The 21,862-nt window shown below is 71.1% G+C and carries 18 protein-coding genes; 10 read left to right on the top strand and 8 right to left on the bottom strand.

All coding sequences use genetic code 11. The features are described from left to right. Positions 1–43: 43 nt before the first annotated feature. The gene (locus tag F1721_RS09150) at positions 44–1,807 is read right to left on the bottom strand and encodes a BCCT family transporter (protein ID WP_150066167.1); all 1,764 of its coding nucleotides are present in this window, start codon (positions 1,805–1,807) and stop codon (positions 44–46) included. Positions 1,808–2,465: 658 nt separating this feature from the next. On the opposite strand from F1721_RS09150, the gene F1721_RS09145 reads away from it, so the two are divergent. Further along, entirely contained in the window at positions 2,466–3,590 is a 1,125-nt protein-coding gene (locus tag F1721_RS09145; RefSeq protein WP_150066166.1) for an aromatic ring-hydroxylating oxygenase subunit alpha, read from the top strand. A gap of 13 nt (positions 3,591–3,603) precedes the next feature. On the opposite strand, the gene F1721_RS09140 is transcribed toward F1721_RS09145, so the two are convergent. From F1721_RS09140 to F1721_RS09130, 3 genes are all read right to left on the bottom strand, one after another. Beyond that, the gene (locus F1721_RS09140; RefSeq protein WP_150066165.1) at positions 3,604–4,458 is read right to left on the bottom strand and encodes an LLM class F420-dependent oxidoreductase; all 855 of its coding nucleotides are present in this window, start codon (positions 4,456–4,458) and stop codon (positions 3,604–3,606) included. Between the two features lie 64 nt (positions 4,459–4,522). Continuing rightward, entirely contained in the window at positions 4,523–6,307 is a 1,785-nt protein-coding gene (locus F1721_RS09135) for an FUSC family protein (RefSeq protein WP_150066164.1), read from the bottom strand. Positions 6,308–6,382: 75 nt separating this feature from the next. Then, entirely contained in the window at positions 6,383–7,378 is a 996-nt protein-coding gene (locus tag F1721_RS09130; RefSeq protein ID WP_150066163.1) for a methyltransferase, read from the bottom strand. A gap of 182 nt (positions 7,379–7,560) precedes the next feature. Here F1721_RS09130 and F1721_RS09125 point away from each other — a divergent pair, with 182 nt between their 5' ends. After that, on the top strand, positions 7,561–8,331 hold the full coding sequence (locus tag F1721_RS09125; protein ID WP_150066162.1) for a GolD/DthD family dehydrogenase: 771 nt from the start codon (positions 7,561–7,563) through the stop codon (positions 8,329–8,331). A 38-nt stretch (positions 8,332–8,369) separates the two neighbouring features. Here F1721_RS09125 and F1721_RS09120 read toward each other — a convergent pair whose 3' ends face one another. Then, entirely contained in the window at positions 8,370–9,308 is a 939-nt protein-coding gene (locus F1721_RS09120) for an AraC family transcriptional regulator (protein ID WP_150066161.1), read from the bottom strand. Between the two features lie 81 nt (positions 9,309–9,389). On the opposite strand from F1721_RS09120, the gene F1721_RS09115 reads away from it, so the two are divergent. Next, the gene (locus F1721_RS09115) at positions 9,390–10,235 is read left to right on the top strand and encodes an NAD(P)H-binding protein (protein ID WP_150066160.1); all 846 of its coding nucleotides are present in this window, start codon (positions 9,390–9,392) and stop codon (positions 10,233–10,235) included. A gap of 514 nt (positions 10,236–10,749) precedes the next feature. After that, complete coding sequence (locus F1721_RS09110) at positions 10,750–12,081, top strand: flavin monoamine oxidase family protein (protein ID WP_150066159.1); 1,332 nt, start codon at positions 10,750–10,752, stop codon at positions 12,079–12,081. Between the two features lie 58 nt (positions 12,082–12,139). Here F1721_RS09110 and F1721_RS09105 read toward each other — a convergent pair whose 3' ends face one another. Next, the gene (locus F1721_RS09105) at positions 12,140–13,387 is read right to left on the bottom strand and encodes a phthiocerol/phthiodiolone dimycocerosyl transferase family protein (RefSeq protein WP_150066158.1); all 1,248 of its coding nucleotides are present in this window, start codon (positions 13,385–13,387) and stop codon (positions 12,140–12,142) included. A 535-nt stretch (positions 13,388–13,922) separates the two neighbouring features. Between F1721_RS09105 and F1721_RS09100 the strand changes: the two genes are divergently transcribed. The 4 genes from F1721_RS09100 (at position 13,923) to F1721_RS09085 (ending at position 17,769) form a co-directional block, all read left to right on the top strand. Then, on the top strand, positions 13,923–15,035 hold the full coding sequence (locus F1721_RS09100) for a helix-turn-helix transcriptional regulator (RefSeq protein ID WP_150066157.1): 1,113 nt from the start codon (positions 13,923–13,925) through the stop codon (positions 15,033–15,035). A 455-nt stretch (positions 15,036–15,490) separates the two neighbouring features. After that, positions 15,491–16,291: an AfsR/SARP family transcriptional regulator gene (locus F1721_RS09095; RefSeq protein WP_150066156.1), complete on the top strand. Its 801-nt coding sequence runs from the start codon at positions 15,491–15,493 to the stop codon at positions 16,289–16,291. 53 nt (positions 16,292–16,344) lie between these two features. Beyond that, entirely contained in the window at positions 16,345–17,307 is a 963-nt protein-coding gene (locus tag F1721_RS09090; RefSeq protein WP_150066155.1) for a ribonucleotide-diphosphate reductase subunit beta, read from the top strand. Between the two features lie 3 nt (positions 17,308–17,310). Further along, complete coding sequence (locus F1721_RS09085) at positions 17,311–17,769, top strand: hypothetical protein (protein ID WP_150066154.1); 459 nt, start codon at positions 17,311–17,313, stop codon at positions 17,767–17,769. 44 nt (positions 17,770–17,813) lie between these two features. On the opposite strand, the gene F1721_RS09080 is transcribed toward F1721_RS09085, so the two are convergent. Then, positions 17,814–18,311 carry a flavin reductase family protein gene (locus F1721_RS09080; RefSeq protein WP_150066153.1) on the bottom strand — a complete coding sequence of 166 codons (498 nt, stop codon included), beginning with the start codon at positions 18,309–18,311 and terminating at the stop codon, positions 17,814–17,816. A gap of 190 nt (positions 18,312–18,501) precedes the next feature. Between F1721_RS09080 and F1721_RS09075 the strand changes: the two genes are divergently transcribed. Then, positions 18,502–19,689 carry an acyl-CoA dehydrogenase family protein gene (locus F1721_RS09075; protein ID WP_170301418.1) on the top strand — a complete coding sequence of 396 codons (1,188 nt, stop codon included), beginning with the start codon at positions 18,502–18,504 and terminating at the stop codon, positions 19,687–19,689. A 53-nt stretch (positions 19,690–19,742) separates the two neighbouring features. Here F1721_RS09075 and F1721_RS09070 read toward each other — a convergent pair whose 3' ends face one another. Beyond that, entirely contained in the window at positions 19,743–20,105 is a 363-nt protein-coding gene (locus F1721_RS09070) for a YybH family protein (RefSeq protein WP_150066151.1), read from the bottom strand. Positions 20,106–20,286: 181 nt separating this feature from the next. Between F1721_RS09070 and F1721_RS09065 the strand changes: the two genes are divergently transcribed. Beyond that, complete coding sequence (locus F1721_RS09065) at positions 20,287–21,861, top strand: aminotransferase class III-fold pyridoxal phosphate-dependent enzyme (RefSeq protein WP_150066150.1); 1,575 nt, start codon at positions 20,287–20,289, stop codon at positions 21,859–21,861. Position 21,862 lies beyond the last annotated feature (1 nt).

Below are 21,862 nucleotides of genomic sequence, written 5' to 3'. Positions count from 1 at the left end.
CATGAAGGCACCCCGCCGGGGCGGCGGGGTGCCTTCCGGGGATTCAGGAAGTCCTGGTGCGTTCCGGCGACTCCTGGTCGGACGCTCCTGCGGTGCTGGGATCGACCGCGAATCCGCTGACGGGCTGGGACTCGTCCACCTCCTCTGCGGATCCGTCCGGGGCTGCGCTGCGCACCTGGAGCTGGAACTCCCCGTTGTAGCGGGCATCTCCGGTGCGGACCGCGGCTTCGATCACCTCGGTGCCCTTCTCGGAGCGCAGGATCAGCGGGTCGCTGCGCAAGTCCTTCGCCAGCGACGCGCACAGCGCGACGATGACCACGGTGAAGGGAGCCGCCACGATGATCGTCAAGTTCTGCAGCCCGGTGAGCGCGTTGTCGCTCCCACCGCCCACGATCAGCATGACGGCGGCGACGGCTCCCGTCGCCACGCCCCAGAAGATCACCACGGAGTTGCGCGGTTCGATCGATCCGCGCTGCGACAACGTGCCCATCACCACGGACGCGGCATCGGCGCCGGAGACGAAGAAGATCGCCACCAGCACCATGACCAGGACACCGGTGACCGCGCCCCACGGCAGGTGGGCCAGCACGTCGAACAGCTGCGCCTCGGGCGATCCGGTGGCGACCGCGCCGCGGCGCTGCACGTCGATCGCGGTGCCGCCGAAGATGGCGAACCAGATGACGCTGACCGCGGACGGCACGAGCACCGCGCCGCAGACGAACTGGCGGATGGTGCGGCCGCGGCTGATGCGCGCGATGAACATGCCGACGAAGGGGGTCCACGAGATCCACCACGCCCAGTAGAAGATCGTCCACGACGACAGCCACTCGTGCATGGCGTCGCCGCCCGTCGCCCCGGTGCGGGCGGTCATCTCGGCCACGTCGCGGAAGTAGCTGCCGATCGAGGAGGGCACCAGGCCGAGGATGAACACGGTCGGTCCCACCGCGAGCAGGAACACCGCGAGCACCGCGGCGAGCACCATGTTCGTGTTGGACAGCCACTGGATCCCCTTGGCCACGCCGGAAACCGCCGAGGCGACGAAGGCGGCGGTCAGCAGGGCGATCACGGCCACCAGCAGGCCGACGCCGGGCGAGTCCGGCAACCAGCCGCTGGCGCGGAGCCCGCTGCCGATCTGCAGCGTTCCGAGCCCCAGCGAGGCAGCCGAGCCGAACAGCGTGGCGAAGATGGCCAGCACGTCGATCAGCTTTCCCAGCGGCCCCTGGGACTTCCGCACGCCCAGCAGCGGGGCGAACACCGAGCTGATCAGCTGGCTGCGCCCGCGCCGGAAGCTGCTGTAGGCGATGGCGAGCCCGACCACGGCGTAGATCGCCCACGGGTGCAGCGTCCAGTGGAACAGCGAAGTGGCCATGGCGGTCTCGACGGCCGCGTCGCTGTTGGGCGGGACGGTTCCCGGTGGTGGGGCGGAGAAGTGGGCCAGCGGTTCGCTGACGCCGTAGAACATCAGCCCGATCCCCATGCCCGCGCTGAACATCATCGCGACCCAGGAGACCGTCTTGAACTCGGGGCGTTCGCCGTCCGCGCCCAGCGGGATCCGCCCGTAGCGGCTGGCGGCCAGCCACAGCGCGAAGACCACCAGAGCGCTGGCGACGAGCACGAAGGCCCAGCCGCCGTTGGTGATCAGCCAGGCGAGCGCGGCCGAGGACACCTCGCCGAGCAGGTCGGTGCGCCACAGGCCCCAGCCGACGAAGGCCAGGGCCAGCAGGGCGGAAACCCCGAACACGGTGCGGTCGACACGAGGTGCGCCGGGGGAGGGATCTGGTGGTGCGGTGGGATTGCGCGGAGCCATGTGGATCGACGTCCGACGGGACGTCGCCTCCTCTCATCGCGTCGGGAGGACGTTTTTCGCGAACTCGCCAGCGCGGACCGAACGGAGAAAGCGGGTCGTTCGCGGCATCTTCGACGGCGAGTCGCGGTCGAATGCGCTGATGGGCGGCGGAGGGCCAGCCGCAGCGCGAATGCGCTAGACCATGCCGCGAGGCCGACCGGGTGTCAAGCAACTCCGCTGAGCCGCGGTGCTCTGCGTGCCGAAAAGACCGCTGCAGGAGGGTGATCGCGATTCGCGGAGAGGGTCGTCGAAGTGTTGCACATTGAAGGACAAGGAATTCGACCGACGGAAGAGCATCGCGCCCGTCGGACCGTCCTTTGTGGTCAGACCTGGTCGCGCGGAGCGGGTTTTGCCTGCTCGCGGCAACCGGTGCTGGCGAACCGCCGCAGTGCCACGTGGGATCGCTCCGCTGAAGCGCCGGTCCCGCTGCCTTGACAGGCGGTGCCTCCGGCTTCATGGTGTGTTCCTCGAAGAGAAACGGTGTGCTCATCGCGCAACACCGAGACGTTCACCTCCCGCACCGGCGGTCCCGAGGTGTTGTGCCGAGCCGTCCCGGTACGAGTTCAGATCCGCCAACCCCGATCAGGACGGGTTGCCCTACCACGCGAGTGAGGTTGCCATGACGACGACCGGACCGACGGAGAGCTTGCTGGCCACCCCGGCTGGCCAGTTCTACACCGATCCGGCGATCTTCGCCCTGGAGCAGTCCCGGATCTTCGAGGCGCGCTGGTTCTGCGCGGTGCGCAGCGACGACCTGGCGGGGCCGGGCGCGTTCCGCACCGTGCAGGTCGGCCGGGAGAGCGTGCTGATCGCCCGCGGGCGCGGCGGTGAGCTCAACGCCTTCCTCAACGTGTGCCGACACCGCGGTGCGCAGCTGTGCACGGAGGAGTCGGGTCAGGTGAAACGCTCCTTCCAGTGCCCCTACCACGCGTGGACCTACGCCCTGGACGGCAAGCTGATCGCCGCGCCGAACCTGACCAGCATGCCCGACGTGGACCGCACCGAGTACGGGCTGAACCGGCTTCACCTGCGCGAGTGGCTGGGCTACGCCTGGGTCTGCCTGGCCGACGAACCGCCTTCGTTCGAGGACACCGTGATCGCCGACGTCGGCGAGCGGCTCGGCGACGCGGGGGAGATCGACGCCTACGACATCGCCTCCCTGAGCCTGGGCGCGCGGATCAACTACGACGTCAAGGCGAACTGGAAGCAGGTCATCGAGAGCTTCATGGAGTGCTACCACTGCGCGACCATCCACCCCGAGCTCACCGAGGTGCTCCCGGAGTTCGCCGACGGCTTCGCCGCCCAGTACTACGTCGGCCACGGCGCGGAGTTCGGTTCGGACGTCGAGGGCTTCACCGTGGACGGCAGCGCCGGGCTCGACCGGCTGCCCGGCATCGGCGAGCACCAGGACCGCCGCTACTACGCGATCACGGTCAAGCCGCAGGTGTTCATCAACCTGGTGCCCGACCACGTGATCCTGCACCGGATGTTCCCGGTGGCCCCGGACCGCACGCTGATCGAGTGCGACTGGCTGTACCTGCCGGAGGTCGTCGAGTCCGGCCGCGACCTGTCGCACTCGGTCGAGCTGTTCGACCGGGTCAACCGGCAGGACTTCGAGGCGTGCGAGCGCTGCCAGCTGTCGATGGACTCCCGCGCCTACGCCCGGGGTGGTGTCTTCGTGCCCAGCGAGCACCACATCGCGGCCTTCCACGAGTGGGTCCAGGAGCAGATCGCCGAGTCCTGAGATCCGTCCCGGGTCACCCCGCGCGGAGGCCGACGCGCGTCGCGAGGCGGGAGATGTAGGCGGTGACCGCTTCGGCGGGGGCGTCGGGAAGTCCGAACAGGACCTCGGTCACCCCGCATTCCGCCCAGGCGTCCAGCGTGCCGGGGTCAGGTTTGCCCGCCAGCGCGATGACGTCGGGCGCACCGTCGCGCCCGGCTTCCCGCCAGAGCTCCCGGAGGCGCCGCACTCGGTCCTCGACGTCGTTCTCGCCCGGTGTGGTGATCCAGCCGTCGGCGTGCTGCACCACCCAGGCGAGGTTGCGCTCCGTGCCGCCCGCGCCGAGCAGCACCGGGATGTGCCCGTCGCGCACCGGTTTCGGCCAGGCCCAGCTCGGGCCGAAGTGCACGAACTCACCCTCGTAGCTGGCTTCCTCCTGCGACCACAGCGCCCGCATGGCGTCGAGGTACTCGCGCAGCGCGGTCCTCCGCCGCCCGCCGGGGATGCCGTGGTCGGCCAGCTCGTCGGTGTTCCAGCCGAAGCCGGTGCCCAGCACGGCGCGGCCGCCGGAGAGGTGGTCGAGCGTCGCGATCGTCTTCGCGAGCGAGATCGGGTCGTGCTCGGTGGGCAGCGCGACGGCGGTGGACAGCGCGATCCGCTGCGTGACCGACGCCGCCGTCGCCAGCGCGACCCACGGGTCGAGCGTGCGCCGGTAGCGGTCGTCGGGCAGCTCGCCGGTGCCGGTGCCCGGGTGGGCGGCCTCCCGCCGGACCGGGATGTGGGTGTGCTCGGGGACGGCGAAGGAGTGGAACCCCGCCTCCTCCGCGGCCCGCGCCACCTCGGCGGGCGAGACGCCGCGATCGCTGGTGAACAGCACGACGCCGTATCGCACCGGCATCCCTCCTCCGCTCCGACCCGCCCCGATTAGAACATGTTTCACTCCGTGGGGGAACGTCTCAGGAGCGACCGCCGGGGTGGGGGAGGGTGGCCAGCAGCTGCGCCTCGGTGGCCCGGACCTGCTCGGCGAGACCGGCCAGGACCGACTCGGGGGCTTGGCCGTCGGTCGGTGCGGGCGCTGCCCGGTCGTCGAGCGCGTCGAGGGCGGCGTTGAGCCGGTCGGGATCGGAGTCGGGATCGAGTGCGGCGGTGGCGGCGAGCGTCGAGAAGTCGCGCAGCGCGGCGCGGAAGCGGTCCAGCTCGGCGAGCTGGTCGTCGTCGAGCTGTTCGCGGTCGGGGGTGAGCTCCGCGCGGGCCTGCGCGGCGGCGCGGTGCAGGGCGAGCGTTTCCGGGCTGGTGGCCGATCCGGTCATCGCCCGCAGGGCCGCCGCGGTCTTTGCCCGCGCGGCGACGATCCGGCGCTGCAGCGGTTCGGGTCGCAGGCCGGGGACGACGGCGAAGCCGACGAGGACACCGATGAGCACCGCGACGAGCGTCAGGGCCGCGTACTCGACCAGGGTGCGGACCGGGTCGGTGTGCCGCAGCGACGTGTTGAACCCGACCGTCACGACGACCATGAACGTGTAGGCCAGCGCGGGCCGCGCCATCATGTTCCACAGCGCCACGACGAGCGCGGCCAGCGCGACCACGGGGAGGTACGCGGCGGGCACCACCAGGATGCTCACCGCGGTCAGGGCGGCACCGCCGATCAGCCCGAGGACGCGCGGCCGGGCCTTGGTGAGGGTCTCGCGCCAGCTCGCCTGCAGGATGCCGAACGTCGTCAGCAGCGCGGTCGCCACCAGCGGATCACCGGCGGGCAGGTGCGCGGTGATCACCAGGATCAGCAGCAGCCCGAACGCCGTGCGCACCGCGTGCCGGACCTGGATCGAGCGCAACCGCACGGAGGGCCGCAGGACGGCGTCCCGCAGCCGGTGGTGCCGGTCGGCCGACGGCACCCGCGAGGTGTCCCGCTGGTCCACGGCCCGCTCGACGGCGTCCAGAGCGGCCGCGGCCTCGGCGGCGAACGCGGGAACCGCCGGGCTGTTCTCGACCGGCTGCGCGGCACCGGGGCGCTTGGCCCGCAGCCGCTCAGCGATGTCGCGGGCTCTGGCGCGCAGCGCGTCCAGCGCGTCGTCCACCTGCTCCGCGCGCTGGACCGCCTCGGCGGCGTGCAGGGCCAAGCGGTAGCGGGACGCCGCGCCGAGCGCGATGCCGAGCCAGCGGCGGCGGCCGTCGGCCAGCCAGGTGTCGAAGGCCGCCGCCGTGGCGGGGACGTCGGCGACGAGGACGTCGGCGATCTTCTCGCGGGTCGCCTTCGACGGGTCCGGCAGCCCGAGCAGCACCCGCAGCACGACCGCGATCACCACGCCGGTCACCGCGGCGACGACGACCTGCCAGGGACCGGCCGGTCCGATCAGCGCCATGCCGTAGGCGAACAGCGCGACCATGCCCAGCCCGAGCCCGACGGTCACGAACCGCGGCCCGCGCAGCGGCAGCAGCGCCGCGACGAACACGATCACCACGAGGACGGCGATCGCGGCGGGCCGGGAGACCTCGCCGAGCAGCCGCGGCACGATCGCGGCGAACAGCAGCAGCGGGCTCAGCGCGGCGGCCAGCCGCAGGTCGGCGCGCAGCGGGCCGCCGAGGAACGCGATCAGCGAGTACATGGCGACGAACCCGCCCACCACCGACGCCGACCCGGCACCCACCGCGTAGCCGACGAGGAACGTCGGTGCCAGCGCCACCGCGAACAGGACGAGCAGCAGCGGGCTGCCCTTGGCCGGGGCGGAGTGCGTGGTGCTCATCTGCTCCCTCGGAGGTGCACGCGGACCGTCGTGCCCTCCATGATCGCCCGTCCGGGTGTTCCCGGCACGCGCTGGTCAGCTCCGGCGGACCCCGCACTCCAGGAGGGTGTGCTGGGTGGACTCCAGCCGGGCGGTCGAGAGCACGTCGAACCCGGCCTCGTCGAGCAGCGCCCGGAGCCGGTGCTCGTCGAGCACCGGGACGTCCGAGCCGCAGAACACCGCGCGGGTCAGCGACGACCAGTCCTCCTCGTGGTGCGCCAGCGGTTCGAGGACCAGCAGCCGCGCCGCCGGGCGGGTCATGGCGTCGGCGATGGTGCGCAGGATCCGCACCCGGTCGGCGTCGCTCCAGTCGAAGAGGACGTTCTTGAGCAGGTAGCGGTCGCTGCCCGCAGGCAGGTCGGCGAAGAAGTCCGACGGCGCGAAGGACAACCTCGCGATGAGGTCCTGGTCCCCGGAGCGCCGCAGGTCTTCGGCCCCGCGTCGGCACACGGTCCCGCGGTCGGCGACCACGCCGCTCAGGTGCGGGTTGGCGCCGAGGACCTCGCGCAGCAGCGCGCCGGAGCCGCCGCCGACGTCCACGACGGTGCTCAGCCCGGAGAAGTCGTGGTGGCGCACGAACTCGGCGGCGACCGGGCGCGCCAGCTCCGCCATCGCGGCGTCGAAGACGCGCGCGGCGTCGGCGTCCCGCTCCAGGTGGACGTACAGCGGCACGCCGAAGACGTGCTCGTACCCGGACTCACCGGTGCGCACGGTGTGTCCGAGCCCGGCCCACGCGTCGTCGTAGGTCTCGGCGAACAGGGTGAAGACGTTGCGCATCGTGCGCGGGTGATCGGAGCGCAGCTCCGCGAAGTCCTCCCGGAGCGCGAAGGCCTCGCCGTCGCGGACGACGACCCCGGCGGAGACGAGCATCCGCAGCAGCCCCCGGAGCATCGCCGGGTCGACGTCCAGGACGGCGGCGAGCTCGTCGAGCTTCCGGGGTCGGTCGGCGATCAGGTCGGGTATCCCCAGCCGGACCGCCGTCGAGATCGACCTCGAGTACCAGCCGCTCATCGCCAGCTCCACCAGGTTCACTGCCGCTCCTGCCCTTCGGTCGTTCCCGCACTTCGGACAGCCAGATGATCGGGGAGCCCGGGAGACCCGGCCACCAACGTCACCCGGCCCGGTTGGTGATCGGAGGGCACCCGAACGGTCCACCCGGGGCACCTCATTGGGTAGGTTCTGCTCCAACTGGAGCAACGACGAGGAGAGGGCAGATGACGAGCGAACCCGCGAACGTGGACCTGAGCTTCGGACTGGCGGACAAGGTCGCGGTGATCACGGGAGGGGCTTCCGGAATCGGAGGCGCGATCGCGGCGGCCTACGCCGTCAAGGGGGCCCGGGTCGCGATCCTCGACCTGCAGGAAGAGGCGGCGCAGGCCCGCGCCGAGGAGATCGGCGGTGGCGCGCGGGGCTTCGCCTGCGACGTCTCCGACGCGACCTCGGTCGAGACCGCGGTGAGCGCCGTGGTGGCCGCCTTCGGGCGCGTCGACGTCCTGGTGAACAGCGCGGGCGTGGCGCTGCTGGCCCCGGCCGAGGAGCTCGGCCAGCAGGCCTGGGACAGGACGATGGCGGTCAACCTGACCGGCACGTTCCTGGTCTCGCAGGCGGTCGGCAAGCACATGCTCGCCGCGGGCTGCGGGCGGATCATCAACCTCGCCTCGCAGGCCGGGAGCGTCGCGCTCGACCAGCACGCCGCCTACTGCGCGTCCAAGTTCGGCGTGATCGGCCTGACCAAGGTGCTGGCCGCGGAGTGGGCCGGTCGCGGTGTCACGGTCAACTCGATCTCGCCCACGGTGGTGCTCACCGAGCTCGGCCGCAAGGCCTGGGAGGGCCCGAAGGGCGACGCGCTGAAGGCGCTCATCCCCACCGGCCGGTTCGCCCTCCCCGAGGAGATCGCGGCCACGGCGGTCTTCCTCGCCTCCGACGCGGCGGCGATGGTCAACGGGACCGACCTGCTGGTCGACGGCGGCTACACGGCGCGCTGACCCCGGCGCGCGTTTCCGTCCGATGTGGACAGGCGTGGTCAGCCGGTCTGCTGCGCTGGTTTGCGGTAGTCGCTGGGGCGGGTGCCGCGCAGGCGCTTGAAGGCCACGCTGAGCGCGAAAGCGTTGGCGTAGCCCACCTTCCGCGCGATCGAGTCCACCGTCTGGTCGGTCTTGCGCAGCAGGTCGGCGGCCAGGGCGATCCGCCAGTTCGTCAGGTAGGCCATCGGCGGTTCGCCGATCAGCGCGGTGAACCGGCGGGCCAGCGCCGCCCGCGACACGCCGACCTTGGTGGCCAGCTCCGCCACCGTCCACGGGTGGGCGGGCGTGTCGTGCAGCAGCCGCAGCGCGACGCCCACCACCGGGTCGTCCAGCGCGCGGCACCACGCCGGGGCATCGGCGTTCGGGTTGTCGAACCAGCTGCGCAGGGCCGAGACGAGCATCAGGTCCAGCAGCCGGTCCAGCACCAGCTGCTGGCCCGGCCGGTCCCGGGCCACCTCCTCGGCCACCTGCTCCGGGGACGGGAAGGGGCGCTCCTCGGCCGGGACCACCAGCACCGGCGGCAGCGCCTGCAGCAGCCGCTCGCTGAGCTCTCCCCGGCGCTCGAACGCTCCGCTGAGCAGCACGGCGGCGGACTCGTCGGCGGGTTCGCCGCAGGTCCGCGCCAACCCGGACGCCTGCTCGACGCCCTCGACCGACGAGCAGTAGTCGGCGCTGGTCACCACCGCCTCCGGCGTGGAGGTGGGCGAGTCGGCCACCGCGTGGGGCACGTCGCCGCGCACGACGGCGATGTCACCGGCCTCGATGCGCACCGGTTCGTGCTCGTCCGGGACGATCCACGCGTGGCCGCGCAGCATCGTGGCCAGGGTCAGCGGTGCTCCGCTGGCCATCCGCAGGGCCCACGGCGGTCGCATGATCGCCTGCCGGAAGACGGCGCCGCGCGCCCGTACCTCCGCCAGCAGCTCCGACACGGCGTCCATGCCCCCAAGTGTAGACGCGCGGACATCGAGGGGAGCTTGTTAGCCATGGATCCTCTCGATTTCGGCTGGTTGGCTGGGGTCATGTCTGAAAAGCCAATTCTTGTCACCGGGGCGACCGGGAAGTCCGGCAGCCGGGTCGTCGCCCAGCTGCGGGCCAAGGGGGTGCCGGTGCGCGCCGCGTCCCGCAGCGGCGAGCACGTCTTCGACTGGGCCGACAGCGGCACCTGGGACGCCGCGCTGGAGGGCGCCCGGTCCGCCTACGTCGTGCAGCTGGACGGCACGCGGCTCGTCCGCCCGTTCGTCGAGAAGGCGGTGCAGCACGGCCTGGAGCGGATCGTGCTGGCCTCGGGGCGCGGCATCGAGGACCCGAACTACGCCAAGGACCCCGGCGGCGTCCGGGACGCGTTGCTCGACAGCGAGGCCGCGGTGAAGGAGAGCGGTCTGGAGTGGACGATCAGCCGACCGGGCTGGTTCGCGCAGAACTTCAGCGAGGGCTTCTTCGCCGACGCGATCCGGGCTGGCGAGCTGCGGCTGCCCGGCGGCGACGGGGCGGCCAGCTTCATCGACGCCGAGGACATCGCGGCGGTGGTGGTCGCGGCGCTGACCGAGGACGGGCACTCGGGGCAGATCTACGAGCTGTCCGGGCCCCGGGCGCTCACGCTGGCCGAGGCGGTCGCCACCATCTCCGAGGCCGCCGGTCGCGAGATCCGCTACGTGCCGCTGTCGGTCGAGGAGTTCGTCGCGGAACTGGTCGAGCAGGGGCTCCCGGCCGCCGACGCGGAGGGCTTCGCCGACGTCGTCGAGCCGCTGCGGACCGGCAAGGACGAGCACGTCTCCGACGGCGTGCAGCGCGCCCTCGGCCGGGAACCGCGGTCCTTCGCCGAGTTCGCCAAGGCCACCGCCGCGGCGGGAGGGTGGTCGGCCTGACGCCTTAGCGGTTCTCGCCAGGGCGAACCGCTGGGCTGCGGGTTGATCCCGCGCGCTGGAGGGCCGTGTTCGCGCTTCGCGCGGACCCTCGGCGCGCGGTCGCGGCGTGCCGCCCCGTTCCGCGGACGGGGGTATCGCGGAAACGGATGCCGTGCCGGAGATCTCCGGTCGGCGACCGAATTTCCGCGTGCGCGGGCGGGCGCGGCACGCCGTTGACGCGAAATTTCCCCGGCGGTTTCCCAAACACCACACCTGTCGCATTTTCGGCGGCGGCAGGTGCGACTCGTCGTGTTCGGACAGGTTCACGAAAACCGTTGCCACGGCAAGGAAATCTCGCGACTTGATAGGCTGAACGGGTGATTTCGCGCTGGTTTTCCCGGATGTGGAACCATCCGCGTCGGCCAATACGTCTACCTGGTGTCGCGATCGGGAAATCGCGAGCCGTTGGTGGAATCCGCTTCAGCGATGCGGGAGTGGCACGGACAATGCCGAAGCACGGACTGGGGAGTTGAGAATGGCCGAAGCGCGCATAGTCAACGACGATTCGTCGGTGACGCGCCAGGACTACGACGTGATCGTCGTGGGCGCCGGGTTCGCAGGAGCGGCCGCAGCCCGCGAGCTGACCGCGAAGGGGCTCAAGACGCTGGTGCTCGAGGCGCGGCACCGCCTCGGCGGGCGCACCTGGACGGACACCTTCGCGGGCCAGAGCGTCGAGCTGGGCGGGCAGTTCGTGTCCCCGGCGCACCCGCTGGTGATGGACGCGATGCGCCGGTACGGCATCGGGACCGTCAGCGCGCCCGCGGTGACCCGCGCGGTGATGCCGACGCCGAACGGGCCGGGCAACTTCACGATCGAGGAGCTGGTGGCCCGCCAGGGCGGGCTGCTGGACAAGCTGTTCGAGGGGTCGGAGGAGTACTTCCCCAACCCCGGCGAACCGCTCACCCGGGAGGACCTGGTCGCCAAGGTCGACCACCTCTCGCTGCGGGACCGGATCGAGGAACTGCAGCTGTCGCAGGACGACCAGAACTGGATCACCGGCATCACCGCGGGCCAGTCCGGCGGCTCCAGCTCCTTCGGCGCGCTGACCGCGCTCGCGCAGTGGTGGGCGCTGGCGGGCTGGGACCCGGCCAAGTGGTACACCAGCCAGTCGCTGCGCCCGGCCGGTGGCATGTCGGCCTTCATCAAGGCCCTCATCGACGATTCGAAGGCGACGGTCTGCCTGAACACCCCGGTCCGCGCGGTCAGCCAGGACGCGGACCGGGTCACCGTCACGGCCGGTCTCGGCCAGAGCTACACGGCCAAGACCGTGGTGATGGCGGTGCCGCTCAACGTGTGGCGGACGATCAAGTTCCTGCCCGGCCTGCCGGAGGTGCACGCCACCGCGACGGAGCAGGGCGTCGGCGTGCCCAACGTGCGCAAGCTGTGGCTGCACGTGCGCGGGGTGCCCGACGACGTGACCGTCAGCGGGGTCGAGGGCGACCAGCTGGTCACCGTGATCTCCCAGGGCAGGCTGGACGACGGCCAGCTGATGTTCGCCATCAACGCGCTGCCGGTCCTGGACATCCGCGACCGCTCGGCGGTCGAGGTCGCGCTGAAGGAGGTCCTGCCGGAGGCGACCCTGGTCGACTTCCGCGCCCAGGACTGGGGAAGCGACCCGTACGCGCTGGGCGCCTGGGCGCTGCGCAAGCCCAACCAGCTCACCGCGCAGCTGCCCGAGATCCAGCAGCCGCACGGCCGGATCGCCTTCGCGACCTCCGACATCGCCAGCGGCTGGATCGGGTTCGTGGAAGGGGCTTTCGAGTCCGGTCTGCGCGCCGCCGAGCAGGCGGCCGCGATCGTCGGCTGACGGAGCTCGCGACACCTGGCCGGGTCCCCGCCGATCACCGGCGGGGACCCGGCCGCCGCTACCCGACGTCGGGCAGCGCGGTCAGCATCGACTCGATCAGCGCGATCTTGCGCTGCGCGGACTCGTGCTGCGCCGGGTCGCCGACCAGGGCTTCGACGGTCGTCCTCCCCCGGTACGAGTAGATCTCGTAGAGATAGGTGGAATCCGACCGGACCGGGCTGAGCAGGCTCGCGTCCTGGACCTTGTTGTACAGCGAGCCGCGGAACCTCTCCAGCGTCAGCCCGGCCGGGCTGCGCAGCGCCGGGATCGTGCCGATGTTGCTCGTCAGCACGCTTCCCGGCGTGGACGGCCCGGTCAGGTGGTCGAGGAATCCCCGGATCTCCATCGCGGTCCGCCGGATGCTCGTCCCCTCGTCGAGGGCTTCCGGGAGACGGGTGGCGACAGCGCGCGCCAAGCCGAGGAGATCGGTCTCGGTGTCCTCGGCGGCGGTGAAGCCGACGAAGCTGAGCACGTTCGTCCCTGCGGTCGTCTCCACCGGCGGCGACAGCCGCTTGCGCATGTCCACGGTGATGAAGTACGGGATCTCGCTGATCGACCGCTCGCGCTCGGCGGCTTCGGCCCGGATGATCGCCGCCGAGACGAGCGCGTTGAGCGTGAGCTTCGCGCGGTGGCCGAGGTCCAGCAGGCTCGCGGTGTCGACGTCGCAGCGGACGAACCGGTTCGCGAACGCCGGGAGGTCGGCCGGAGCGGGCGCGGCCGGTTCCCCGGTCGGCGGGTCGGGGTAGGCGTAGTCACCGATCCCGCGGTCGGCGAGGATCTTCTCCACCGCGTCCGGGTAGCCGCGGGTGCCGAGGTCGGCTGGCCTGCCCTCGACGATGTCGGTGTAGCTGGACCAGAACGCCTCCAGCACCGCGAGCCCGTGGTGCCCGTCGGCGATCGCGTGGTGGACCACCAGCGCGACGGCGGCCCGGTCGCCGTCGCGGACCACGTGGACCGCCGACAGCGCGTCGTGCGGGTCCACGTCGAACCCGGCCAGCGGCTCGGCGATGTCTCCGTCGCGGACGCCGACCTCGGGCGGCGAGTCGTCTCCGGCGACCAGGACCTGGTGCCCGGCGACCGAGCGCAGGCGCGCGGCCAGCACCGGGTAGGCGCGCCGGATGGCTTGCAGCGCAGCGGAAAGCGCGGGCACGTCCAGGTGCCCGCTCGCCTCCATGACGTAGCCCACGTAGGCCCCGAGCCCGGTGTACCAGCTCTCCGTGGGGGAGAGGCAGCGGACGGGCGGGGCGAGGCTGGTCGTCTCTGTCATTCCTGCGGATCTCCTTCGGTCGAGGCAGTGCGAACGGGCGCGCGTCGACGTCCGTTGTGGACAGTCGCGCTTCGGTGCTGGGAGACCTCGGCGCGATGTCCGCGGAGGGGAGGCGGAACTGCCGTGCGGCGGGCGGATCTCGGCGCTGATTCGAATGGAGCAGCGCGACCAGCCCCCGGGCGCCGTTCAGCGCACCGGGTACCGCTCAACGGGTCTTCTCGCTGAAATTGCGCCTCGAAGCGCTGCGATCATTGCCAGGACCAAGCTATCGCGGGAAAATCCAGAATGTGCCGGGACCGGCTCGGCGCCGGTGTGATTCACGTCATGTTGCCGGTCGGGCGAGTGCTGTGCCGGACTGAAATGTGGCCGCTGCGCGCTGAAAACTGTTGACCGGCATAAACTTTCCGTGCTAGGCTGTTGATCTTGTGGCGCGGGTGCGGTGAGTTTCTCGGAGTGCGAGTCCTAGGGGGTTGGGACTTCGATGTCCGACACGGGCCCGATTTCTTCCGGTGGTGCTGGGGGTGGTGCTGATGAATTGCGGAAGCGATTGTGGTCGGCGCTGTGCTCCGGGCTGGTGAGCAGCGAGCGGTCGAACACCGACCCGCGCCGTGAGCTGGCGATCCACCTGGCGGGCGGGGAATCCGCCGACACCGCTCTCCCGAGCGTGCCGAAGCTCGTCCCCGGCGGTTTCGACCTCTACGAGTGGAGCCTGGGGCGGGGCAGCTTCACCATCGCCGACGCCACCTCGGAGTTCGGCTGCGGTGCCGACGAGATCGAGGTGATCGTCGGCAACCTGCTGGCGCTGCACCTCGTGCACCGGTTCCACGGTCGCGACGACGGTTTCGTCCCCGTCGACCCGGTGATCGCCGCGACCAGCCTGCTGGCCCCGATCGAGGTGGAGCTGCTGGACCGGCAGACCTCGGTGAACCAGTTCCGGATCGAGCTGGAGCGGATGGCCGCGCTGTTCCGGGCCAGCCCCTTCGGCAGCCGGCAGAGCGCGACGGTGGACGTGGTCCAGGACGTGGAGGTGGTGCGCAGCCTGCTGCGCAAGGCCGCCGCCACCTGCACCTCGGAGGTGCTGAGCATGCAGCCCGGCGGTGGCCGCTCGGCCCACGAGCTGGCGGAAGCGCGCGAGCGGGATCTGGAGCTGTTGGGCCGGGGAATGCGCATGCGGGTGCTCTACCAGCACACCGCGCGGTTCGACCAGGTCACCCGGGAGCACGTCGCCCTGCTGGCCGGGGCGGGCGCCCAGTTCCGCACCGCTGAAGCGCTGTTCGCCCGGATGATCGTGTTCGACCGCAGCGTGGCGTTCATCCCGGCCGACGACGTGGTCCGGGGTGCGGCCGCGGTGGTGCGCGACCCCACGCTGGTCGGCTTCTTCTGCTCCTGCTTCGAGCACGCCTGGGTCGCCGCGAAGGACTTCGACGCCCGGAGCCGCGCGGTGGACTCCATCGGCGACGACCTCAAGGGCGAGATCGTCCGGATGCTCATCGACGGGGCCAAGGACGACGCCATCGCCCGGCGCCTCGGCCTGTCCGTGCGCACGACGCGCAAGCACATCGCCCAGCTCATGCAGCGCTACGACGCCGCCAGCAGGTTCCAGTTCGGGTACGCGGTGATGAAGCACAACCTGTTCCCGGAGAGCTGAGCCCGGCCCGCGCTGCGGTCACCAGCGGCCCCGCCGGGGGCGAAAAGCGTTGCGCGCACCCGGTTTTGACTCCCCGTTTACCCCGCGGTATTTTGCGCTCGGCTGAAAATCGTGTTAAGGGAAGCCTGAATCGGCCGTTTGCCCGCTGCCGGTGCTGTCATCAGGGCTATTCACCGCAGCCGCCGCACTTCTCCGGAAATGGAACTGCAGGATCATGAGCCCGTTCTCGGCTGGAGGGCGCGCGGCGGCCAGCTGCACAATCGTGATCGACGACGATGTCATGAACGCTGTTCGAAATGAGTGGTGCGGACTGGAGGCGGGAAGTGGTGCAATTCGTTCATCCTTCGGCGCGCGGGGCCGATTCCGCGCACGAGCGCGATACGGGTTGGGGGATAGGCAAGCCGTGAGTCTCCGGCATTTTCGGAGATCCGGCCCTTTCGCGCTGAGGGGGAGACATGCGATTCCAGGTGTTGGGCCCGCTGCAGGTGCACGACGGCGACCGCTCGGTGCGGGTGAACGGGGTGCGGCAACGCGCCACGCTGGGCTTCCTGCTGCTGCACCGCAACGAGATGGTGCCGGTGAGCAGGCTGATCGACGCCGTCTGGCCGACGAAGGTGCCGCCGACCGGGCGGCAGATCCTGCACAACGCGATCTTCCGGTTGCGCGGCATCCTCGCCGCCGCGCGGAGTGCGGCCCGCCCCGTCGAGCTGCTGCGCGACGGGCCGGGGTACCTGCTGCGCGTCGACGAGGAGTCGCTGGACCTGGCGACCTTCCGGTGCTTGGCCGACCGCGGCCGCGCCGAACTGCGGGCCGGTCGGGCGGAACGGGCGGGCGCGACGCTGCGCGCGGCGTTGCGCCTGTGGCGCGGCCCGGTGCTCACGGATCTGGCCGAGCACGGATATGCCTGGCCGGAACTGCGGGCGCTGCACAACGAACGGATGGCGGTGCTGCTGAACCGCATCGACGCGGACCTCGCGCTGGGCCGCTGCGCGGACGTGATCGGCGACCTGGAGCGCTTGGTGGAAGCCGATCCGCTGCACGAGCAGGTCTGCGGCCGCCTGATGCGGGCGCTGTACGAGACCGGGCGGCAGGCCGAGGCGCTGAGCTTGTACCGCAGGACGCGAGCCGCCCTGATCGGTCAGCTTGGCCTGGAGCCGAGCCCGCAACTGCGCGAGCTGGAGCACGCCATCCTCAACCACGAACTCGAACCCGTGCCCGCCGGGGAGCTGGTCCCCGGCGCCTGCGGGCGCGGCTGAGGCCGCCCCGAGATCACGGACCCGGCAAGACGGAGAGAATGGGAGATCGCCGGATGGCGCAGATGTCATCGGCCCTGGTGGAGTCGGTCGAGCGCTCGACGCTGACGGAGCTCAAGGACGTCAGCATCGACGACATGATCGACTACGTGCACAAGGACCTGAAGAAGCTGCCGGACTACATCGACCTGTACAAGCGGTACTTCACGCACCGGTGGAACGCCTACGACCTCGACTTCAGCCAGGACGTCATCGACTGGCGGGAGAAGATGACCGAGGTGGAGCGCAAGGCCTTCACCGAGATCGCCGCGGCGTTCCACCACGCGGAGCGCCAGGTGGAGGTCGAGCTGCCGATCTTCATGCTCACCGGCAGCGAAGAGGCCAAGATGTACCTCTGCACCCAGCTGGAGGACGAGGCCCGGCACACGCTGTTCTTCGACCGCTTCTACCGGGAGGTCGTCGGGTTGTCCGGCGATTCGGTGGAGGAGCTGCTGACCTCCTCCTTCCCGCACGTGCCCGAGACGTTCGTGGGCGCCTTCGGCCTGCTGTCCTACCTGGCCGAGGACCTGCGCCTGGACCCGGAGAGCCCGGCCAAGCGGGTGCGGTACGCCACCTCGTACTTCCTGTGGATCGAGGGCGTGCTGGCGCTGACGATCATGAAGCTGACCCTGACCTACTGCCGCAACAAGGGATATCTGCCCGGCTACTACACGGGTTTCATCGCCTCCTGCCGGGACGAGGCCCGGCACGTCCAGTTCGGCATGCGGTTCCTGCGCGACTCGGTGCAGCAGGATCCGCGGCTGCTGCACGAGATCCACGAGACGTTGCGCACCGAGCTGGCGATGAACGGCGGTGCGAGCGTGCCCGCGCCGCTGGAACCGCTGGGCTTCTCCGAGGAGGAGGTCGTCCAGTTCATGATCCGGCAGGTGAACAACAAGCTGTCCGATGTGGGCATCTCGCTGCCGCCGGAGATCCAGGAGATGGTGAACAACATCCAGCCCGAGATCGCGGGAGGCTGACCGATGACCGCCGTGCAGACCTACCGGTTCCTCAGCGCGGAGTGGGCCGAGGCCGCTCGCGACCGGATCGACCGCGGGCCGAGCGAGGAGACGTTGGCCCGCAAGCAGGACAGCTACTGGGAGTGGATCGCGGCGACGCGGGGACCGTACTCCTTCACCTGGGCGCTGGGGGTGCAGGAGCGCGACGGCAGCACGTCCTACCTGCAACTGACCTGGCGGGAGGGGGAGTGCGCCGCGGCGGAGATCATCGCGCCGGGCGAACCGGTGGCCGCGGACTTCGTGATCGTCGGGACCCGGGACACCTGGCGGCAGTTCTTCGCCGGGCAGCTCAACCACCAGCGGATGGTGGTGGACAAGCAGCTTCGGCTGGTCCGCGGTGACGCCCTGGTGTTCTTCCGCGGGGTCTTCTTCTTCATCGAGAGCCTGGCCGCGCTGGAGCTGGTGCCCACCAGCTTCGACTGACCGCGCACCCGGCGCCGACCGCACCCGCGGTCGGCGCCGGGGCGTCAGCCGAGCAGGTCCGCGGTGGCGGCGAACGACCCGTAGCGGCCGCGGTGGAACACCAGCGGGGCCTCGTCGCCGGTCGCCGCCAGCCGCACCACCCGGCCGATCACCACCAGGTGGTCCCCGGCCGGGTGCTCGGCGGTCACCGCGCAGTCGATCCGCGCGATCGCCTCGGACAGCTGCGGGCCCCACGGCGAGGGCGTCCACCGGACGTCGGCGAACCGGTCGACGCCCCTGGCGGCGAACTGGCGGCACAGCCGCTCGTGCCGGACTCCCAGCACGTTCACGCAGAACCGCCCGGACTCCCGGATCACCGGCAGCGTCGCGGAACCGACCGCGGCGCCGAACAGGACCAGCGGCGGGTCCAGGGAGACCGAGGTGAACGAATTGCACGCCATTCCCGCGGGCCGGTCCTGCGGCCCGGTGGCGGTGATGACCGCGACCCCGGTCGGGAACCGCCCCAGAACACTCCGGAACTGCGCTGGATCGATGGCGGACATGGGCACCCCTCGCATCGGAACCGCTCTCAGGCGAACCCTAGGGGGACCGGTGTTCTGCGGGCTTGGTACCGGAGCCCAGAACAGGAGCCGGAATTTGGCTCCGCGGCGCGGTGGGGGAGCGGGCGGATTCATGTTCACTGAGGGGCGGAAATCCGGGGGACGGCACGAAAAGGACGGAGAGGTGAGCAGGATGTCCGCAGAGCTCGATATGCGCTACGCGCCCGAACTCCAGAAGCTCGTCGACGAGGCCCACGACCTGATCCCGCTGCTGCGCGCCGGTTCGGCCCGCGGCGAGGAGGACCGGACCCTGGTGGCGGAGTGCGCGGACGCGCTGCGCGACGCCGGGTTCTTCCGGATGAACGTCCCCGAGCGGTTCGGCGGGGACGAGCTGGACATCCGCAGCCAGGTCGCGATCATCGCCGAGATCGGCCGCGGGGACGCCTCGGCGGGCTGGCTGGTCAGCATCACCAGCGCGGCCGAGTCGCTGGGCGCCCTGCTCCCCGAGGAGGGGGCGAAGGAGGTGTTCGGCGCTTCGCCGGACGTGTACGTGTGCGCCAACGGCGGGAACCACACTGCCACCGCGACCCGGGTGAGCGGTGGGTACCGGGTTTCCGGGCGGTTCCCGACGATCTCCGGCTGCGAGATCGGCGACTGGATGATCCTGGCGGTGGTGCCGGTCGTCGCCGACGGCGAACCCACCGGTGAGCTGCTGTCGATGGCGGCCCCGCCCCGGGCCGGGCGCATCGACCGCACCTGGAACGTGGCGGGCATGCAGGCCACCGGCAGCCACACCGTGGAGTACGACGAGCTGTTCGTGCCGGACAGCCGGACCGTCGCGCACGGCGTGAGCCCGGAAGGCGGGCTGACGAACTTCCCGAGCCTGGAGAGCTTCGCCGCGGTGGCGCACCGGTCCATCGCCTCGCTGGTGGGTGCGGCGCACGGCGCGCTGGACACCGTGCGGGCGACCCTGGACAAGGGCAAGCCGCTGGTCGACACGATCTACACCAACTCGCTGGAGTCGCCGGTCGTGCAGCAGTGGCTGGGCCAGGCCACCCACCACGTCGACACCGCCTACCAGCACCTGCTGACCGCTGCGGACATCTACGACGCGGCGCGGGCGGCCGGTTCCATGTCGCGCGAGGACCGCACCCGCGCGCGGATGCACGGGACCTCCGCGCTGGAGGCCGCGCGGCAGGCGGTGCTGAAGTGCGTCGACCTCGGCGGGACCAGCGGGTTCTCCAGCACCAACCCGCTGCAGCGGTACTGGCGGGACTTCGAGGTGGGCAGCCACCACATCCACTTCTCCAAGTTCGTGTCCTTCGAGGACTACAGCCGCTCGCTGCTCGGCACCGAGCCCGCGGTGTCGGTCATCCACTGAGAACTGCGACGGCTCGCCCGCCGGGGAACCGGTGGGCGAGCCGTCGCGCGGGGTCAGTTGGAGCCGAAGCGGTTGTCGATGGCGAACTTCCACTCGCCGTCCTCGCGGACCAGCACGTCGGTGGCCCGGCCGCGCTGGGTGGTGCGGGTGCCGTCCGGGCCGAGCTCCTCGATCGACCACGCGGTCACGATCATGGCGACGTCACCGGCCAGGTAGGTGTGCAGGATCTCGAACTCGACCTGCGGTTCGGCCGCGGCGAAGTACTCGCCCAGCGCCGCGCGCAGGTCGCCGGTCTTGGACAGGGCCACGCCCCGCTCGACCACGGTGGCGCCCGCGTCGATGTAGTTGGCGAGCAACGCGTCGACGTCACCCGCGTTGAACGCGTCGGTGTACCTTCTCTGCAGTTCCGCGAACATCCACCGCTCCTCTGCACCGGGGAAATCGTGCCGAACTGCGACAGAGATTAGTGCGCCTATCGCCTCCCGCCATAACCCACCGCTAATTCTCGGCTAATCCGCGCACTGGTTATCGACGAATTAGCGGCGGGTTATCCCGGTGGGAAAGGATGTGTTCAGTCCGACGCGGGAAAGAGGGGCTATGACGTCCGAGGTCAAGGAACTGGTAGACGGTGTTCTGCACAGGGCGACGGCCGAAGTCGGCCTCGACGTGGAATACGTGCGGGCCCGCGGGAACACGGTTTTCGCGAGAGGCCGGGACGGCACCGGTGTTCCGGTCGCCGACTTCCTCGGCGGGTACGGGGCGCTGCTGCTCGGCCACAACCACCCGGACCTGGTGGCGCACCTGGCGAACCTGCTCGCGCAGGAGACCCCGGTGCTGGTGCAGCTGTCGTCGCAGCCCGCGGCCGACGAGGTCGTGCGCACGCTGAACCGGGTCCTGCACCGGGAGTTCGATGTGGACGAACCGTACTTCGGGGTGTTCGCCAACAGCGGGGCCGAGGGCATCGAGGTCGCGCTGAAGCACGCCGAGTTCGACCGCGGGCAGCGGGTGGACGCGATGCGCGCCGAGATCGACGAGAACATCGGGGCCGCGCTGTCCGCCGGGCTGGCGGGCGCGACCGTCGACGGATCGGTGCTGGGCCTGCCCGTCGGCTCCGCCGTCGACGAGGTGGTGGAGGAGATCCGGGTGCGCAACGCCGCCGCGTTCGCCACCGGGCCGCGGCTCATCGCGCTCAGCGGCGGGTTCCACGGCAAGCTGGTGGGTTCCGGCCAGCTCACCCACAACCACGACTACCGGTCGCCGTTCGCCTCGCTGGCCGCGCAGGCGACCTTCGCCCCGGCCAACGAGCCGGAGGCGCTGCGGGCGGTCTTCGAGGACGCGCGCGTCACCGCCTACGACCTGCGGATCACCGAGACCCGCGCCGAGGTGGTGCGCCGCGACGCGCCGGTGTTCTGCGCGCTGCTGGTGGAACCGGTGCAGGGCGAGGGCGGCATCGTGCCGCTGACCGCGGAGTTCGCCAAGCAGGTCCAGGAGCTCGGCGCCGAGTTCGGCTGCCCGGTCGTGGTGGACGAGATCCAGAGCGGAACCGGCCGCACCGGAACGTTCTTCGCCTCAGCCCAGCTGGGGTTGCTCGGGGACTACTACGTGCTGTCCAAGAGCATCGGCGGCGGGCTGGCCAAGCTCTCGGTGACGCTGGTGCGGGCGGCCCGCTACCGGCCCGAGTTCGAGATGGTGCACAGCTCGACCTTCGCCAAGGACGGCCTGTCCACCTCGGTGGCCGCCGCCGTGCTGGAGCTGCTGGAAGCCGGGGACGGCGCGCTGTACCGGGTGGCTGCCGAGCGCGGTCGGCGGTTGTCGGCGGCGCTGCACGAGGTTCGGGCGGAGTACCCCGAGATCATCACCGACGTCCGCGGCCTGGGGCTGCTCCAGGGCGTCGAGTTCGGCGACCTGTCCACGTCCGGTTCCACCCTCGCCGCGCAGCTCCAGGCGCAGGGGCAGTTCGGGTTCCTGGCCAGCGGATTCCTGCTGCACGAGCACCGGATCCGGCTGTTCCCCACCGGCAGCGCCCCGAACACGCTGCGGCTGGAGCCCTCGGTGCAGGTCACCGACGAGGAGATCGACCGGCTGGCCACCGGTCTGCGCGCGCTGTGCGCCCTGCTGCGCGCCGGTGACGACCAAGGCCTGACCGCGTTCATCGCCAAGCGGGAATTCTAGA

Source organism: Saccharopolyspora hirsuta, assembly GCF_008630535.1.
Taxonomy (GTDB): domain Bacteria; phylum Actinomycetota; class Actinomycetes; order Mycobacteriales; family Pseudonocardiaceae; genus Saccharopolyspora; species Saccharopolyspora hirsuta.
The sequence above is the reverse complement of the archived record's forward strand: the minus strand, read 5'-3'. Positions and strand labels throughout refer to the sequence as shown.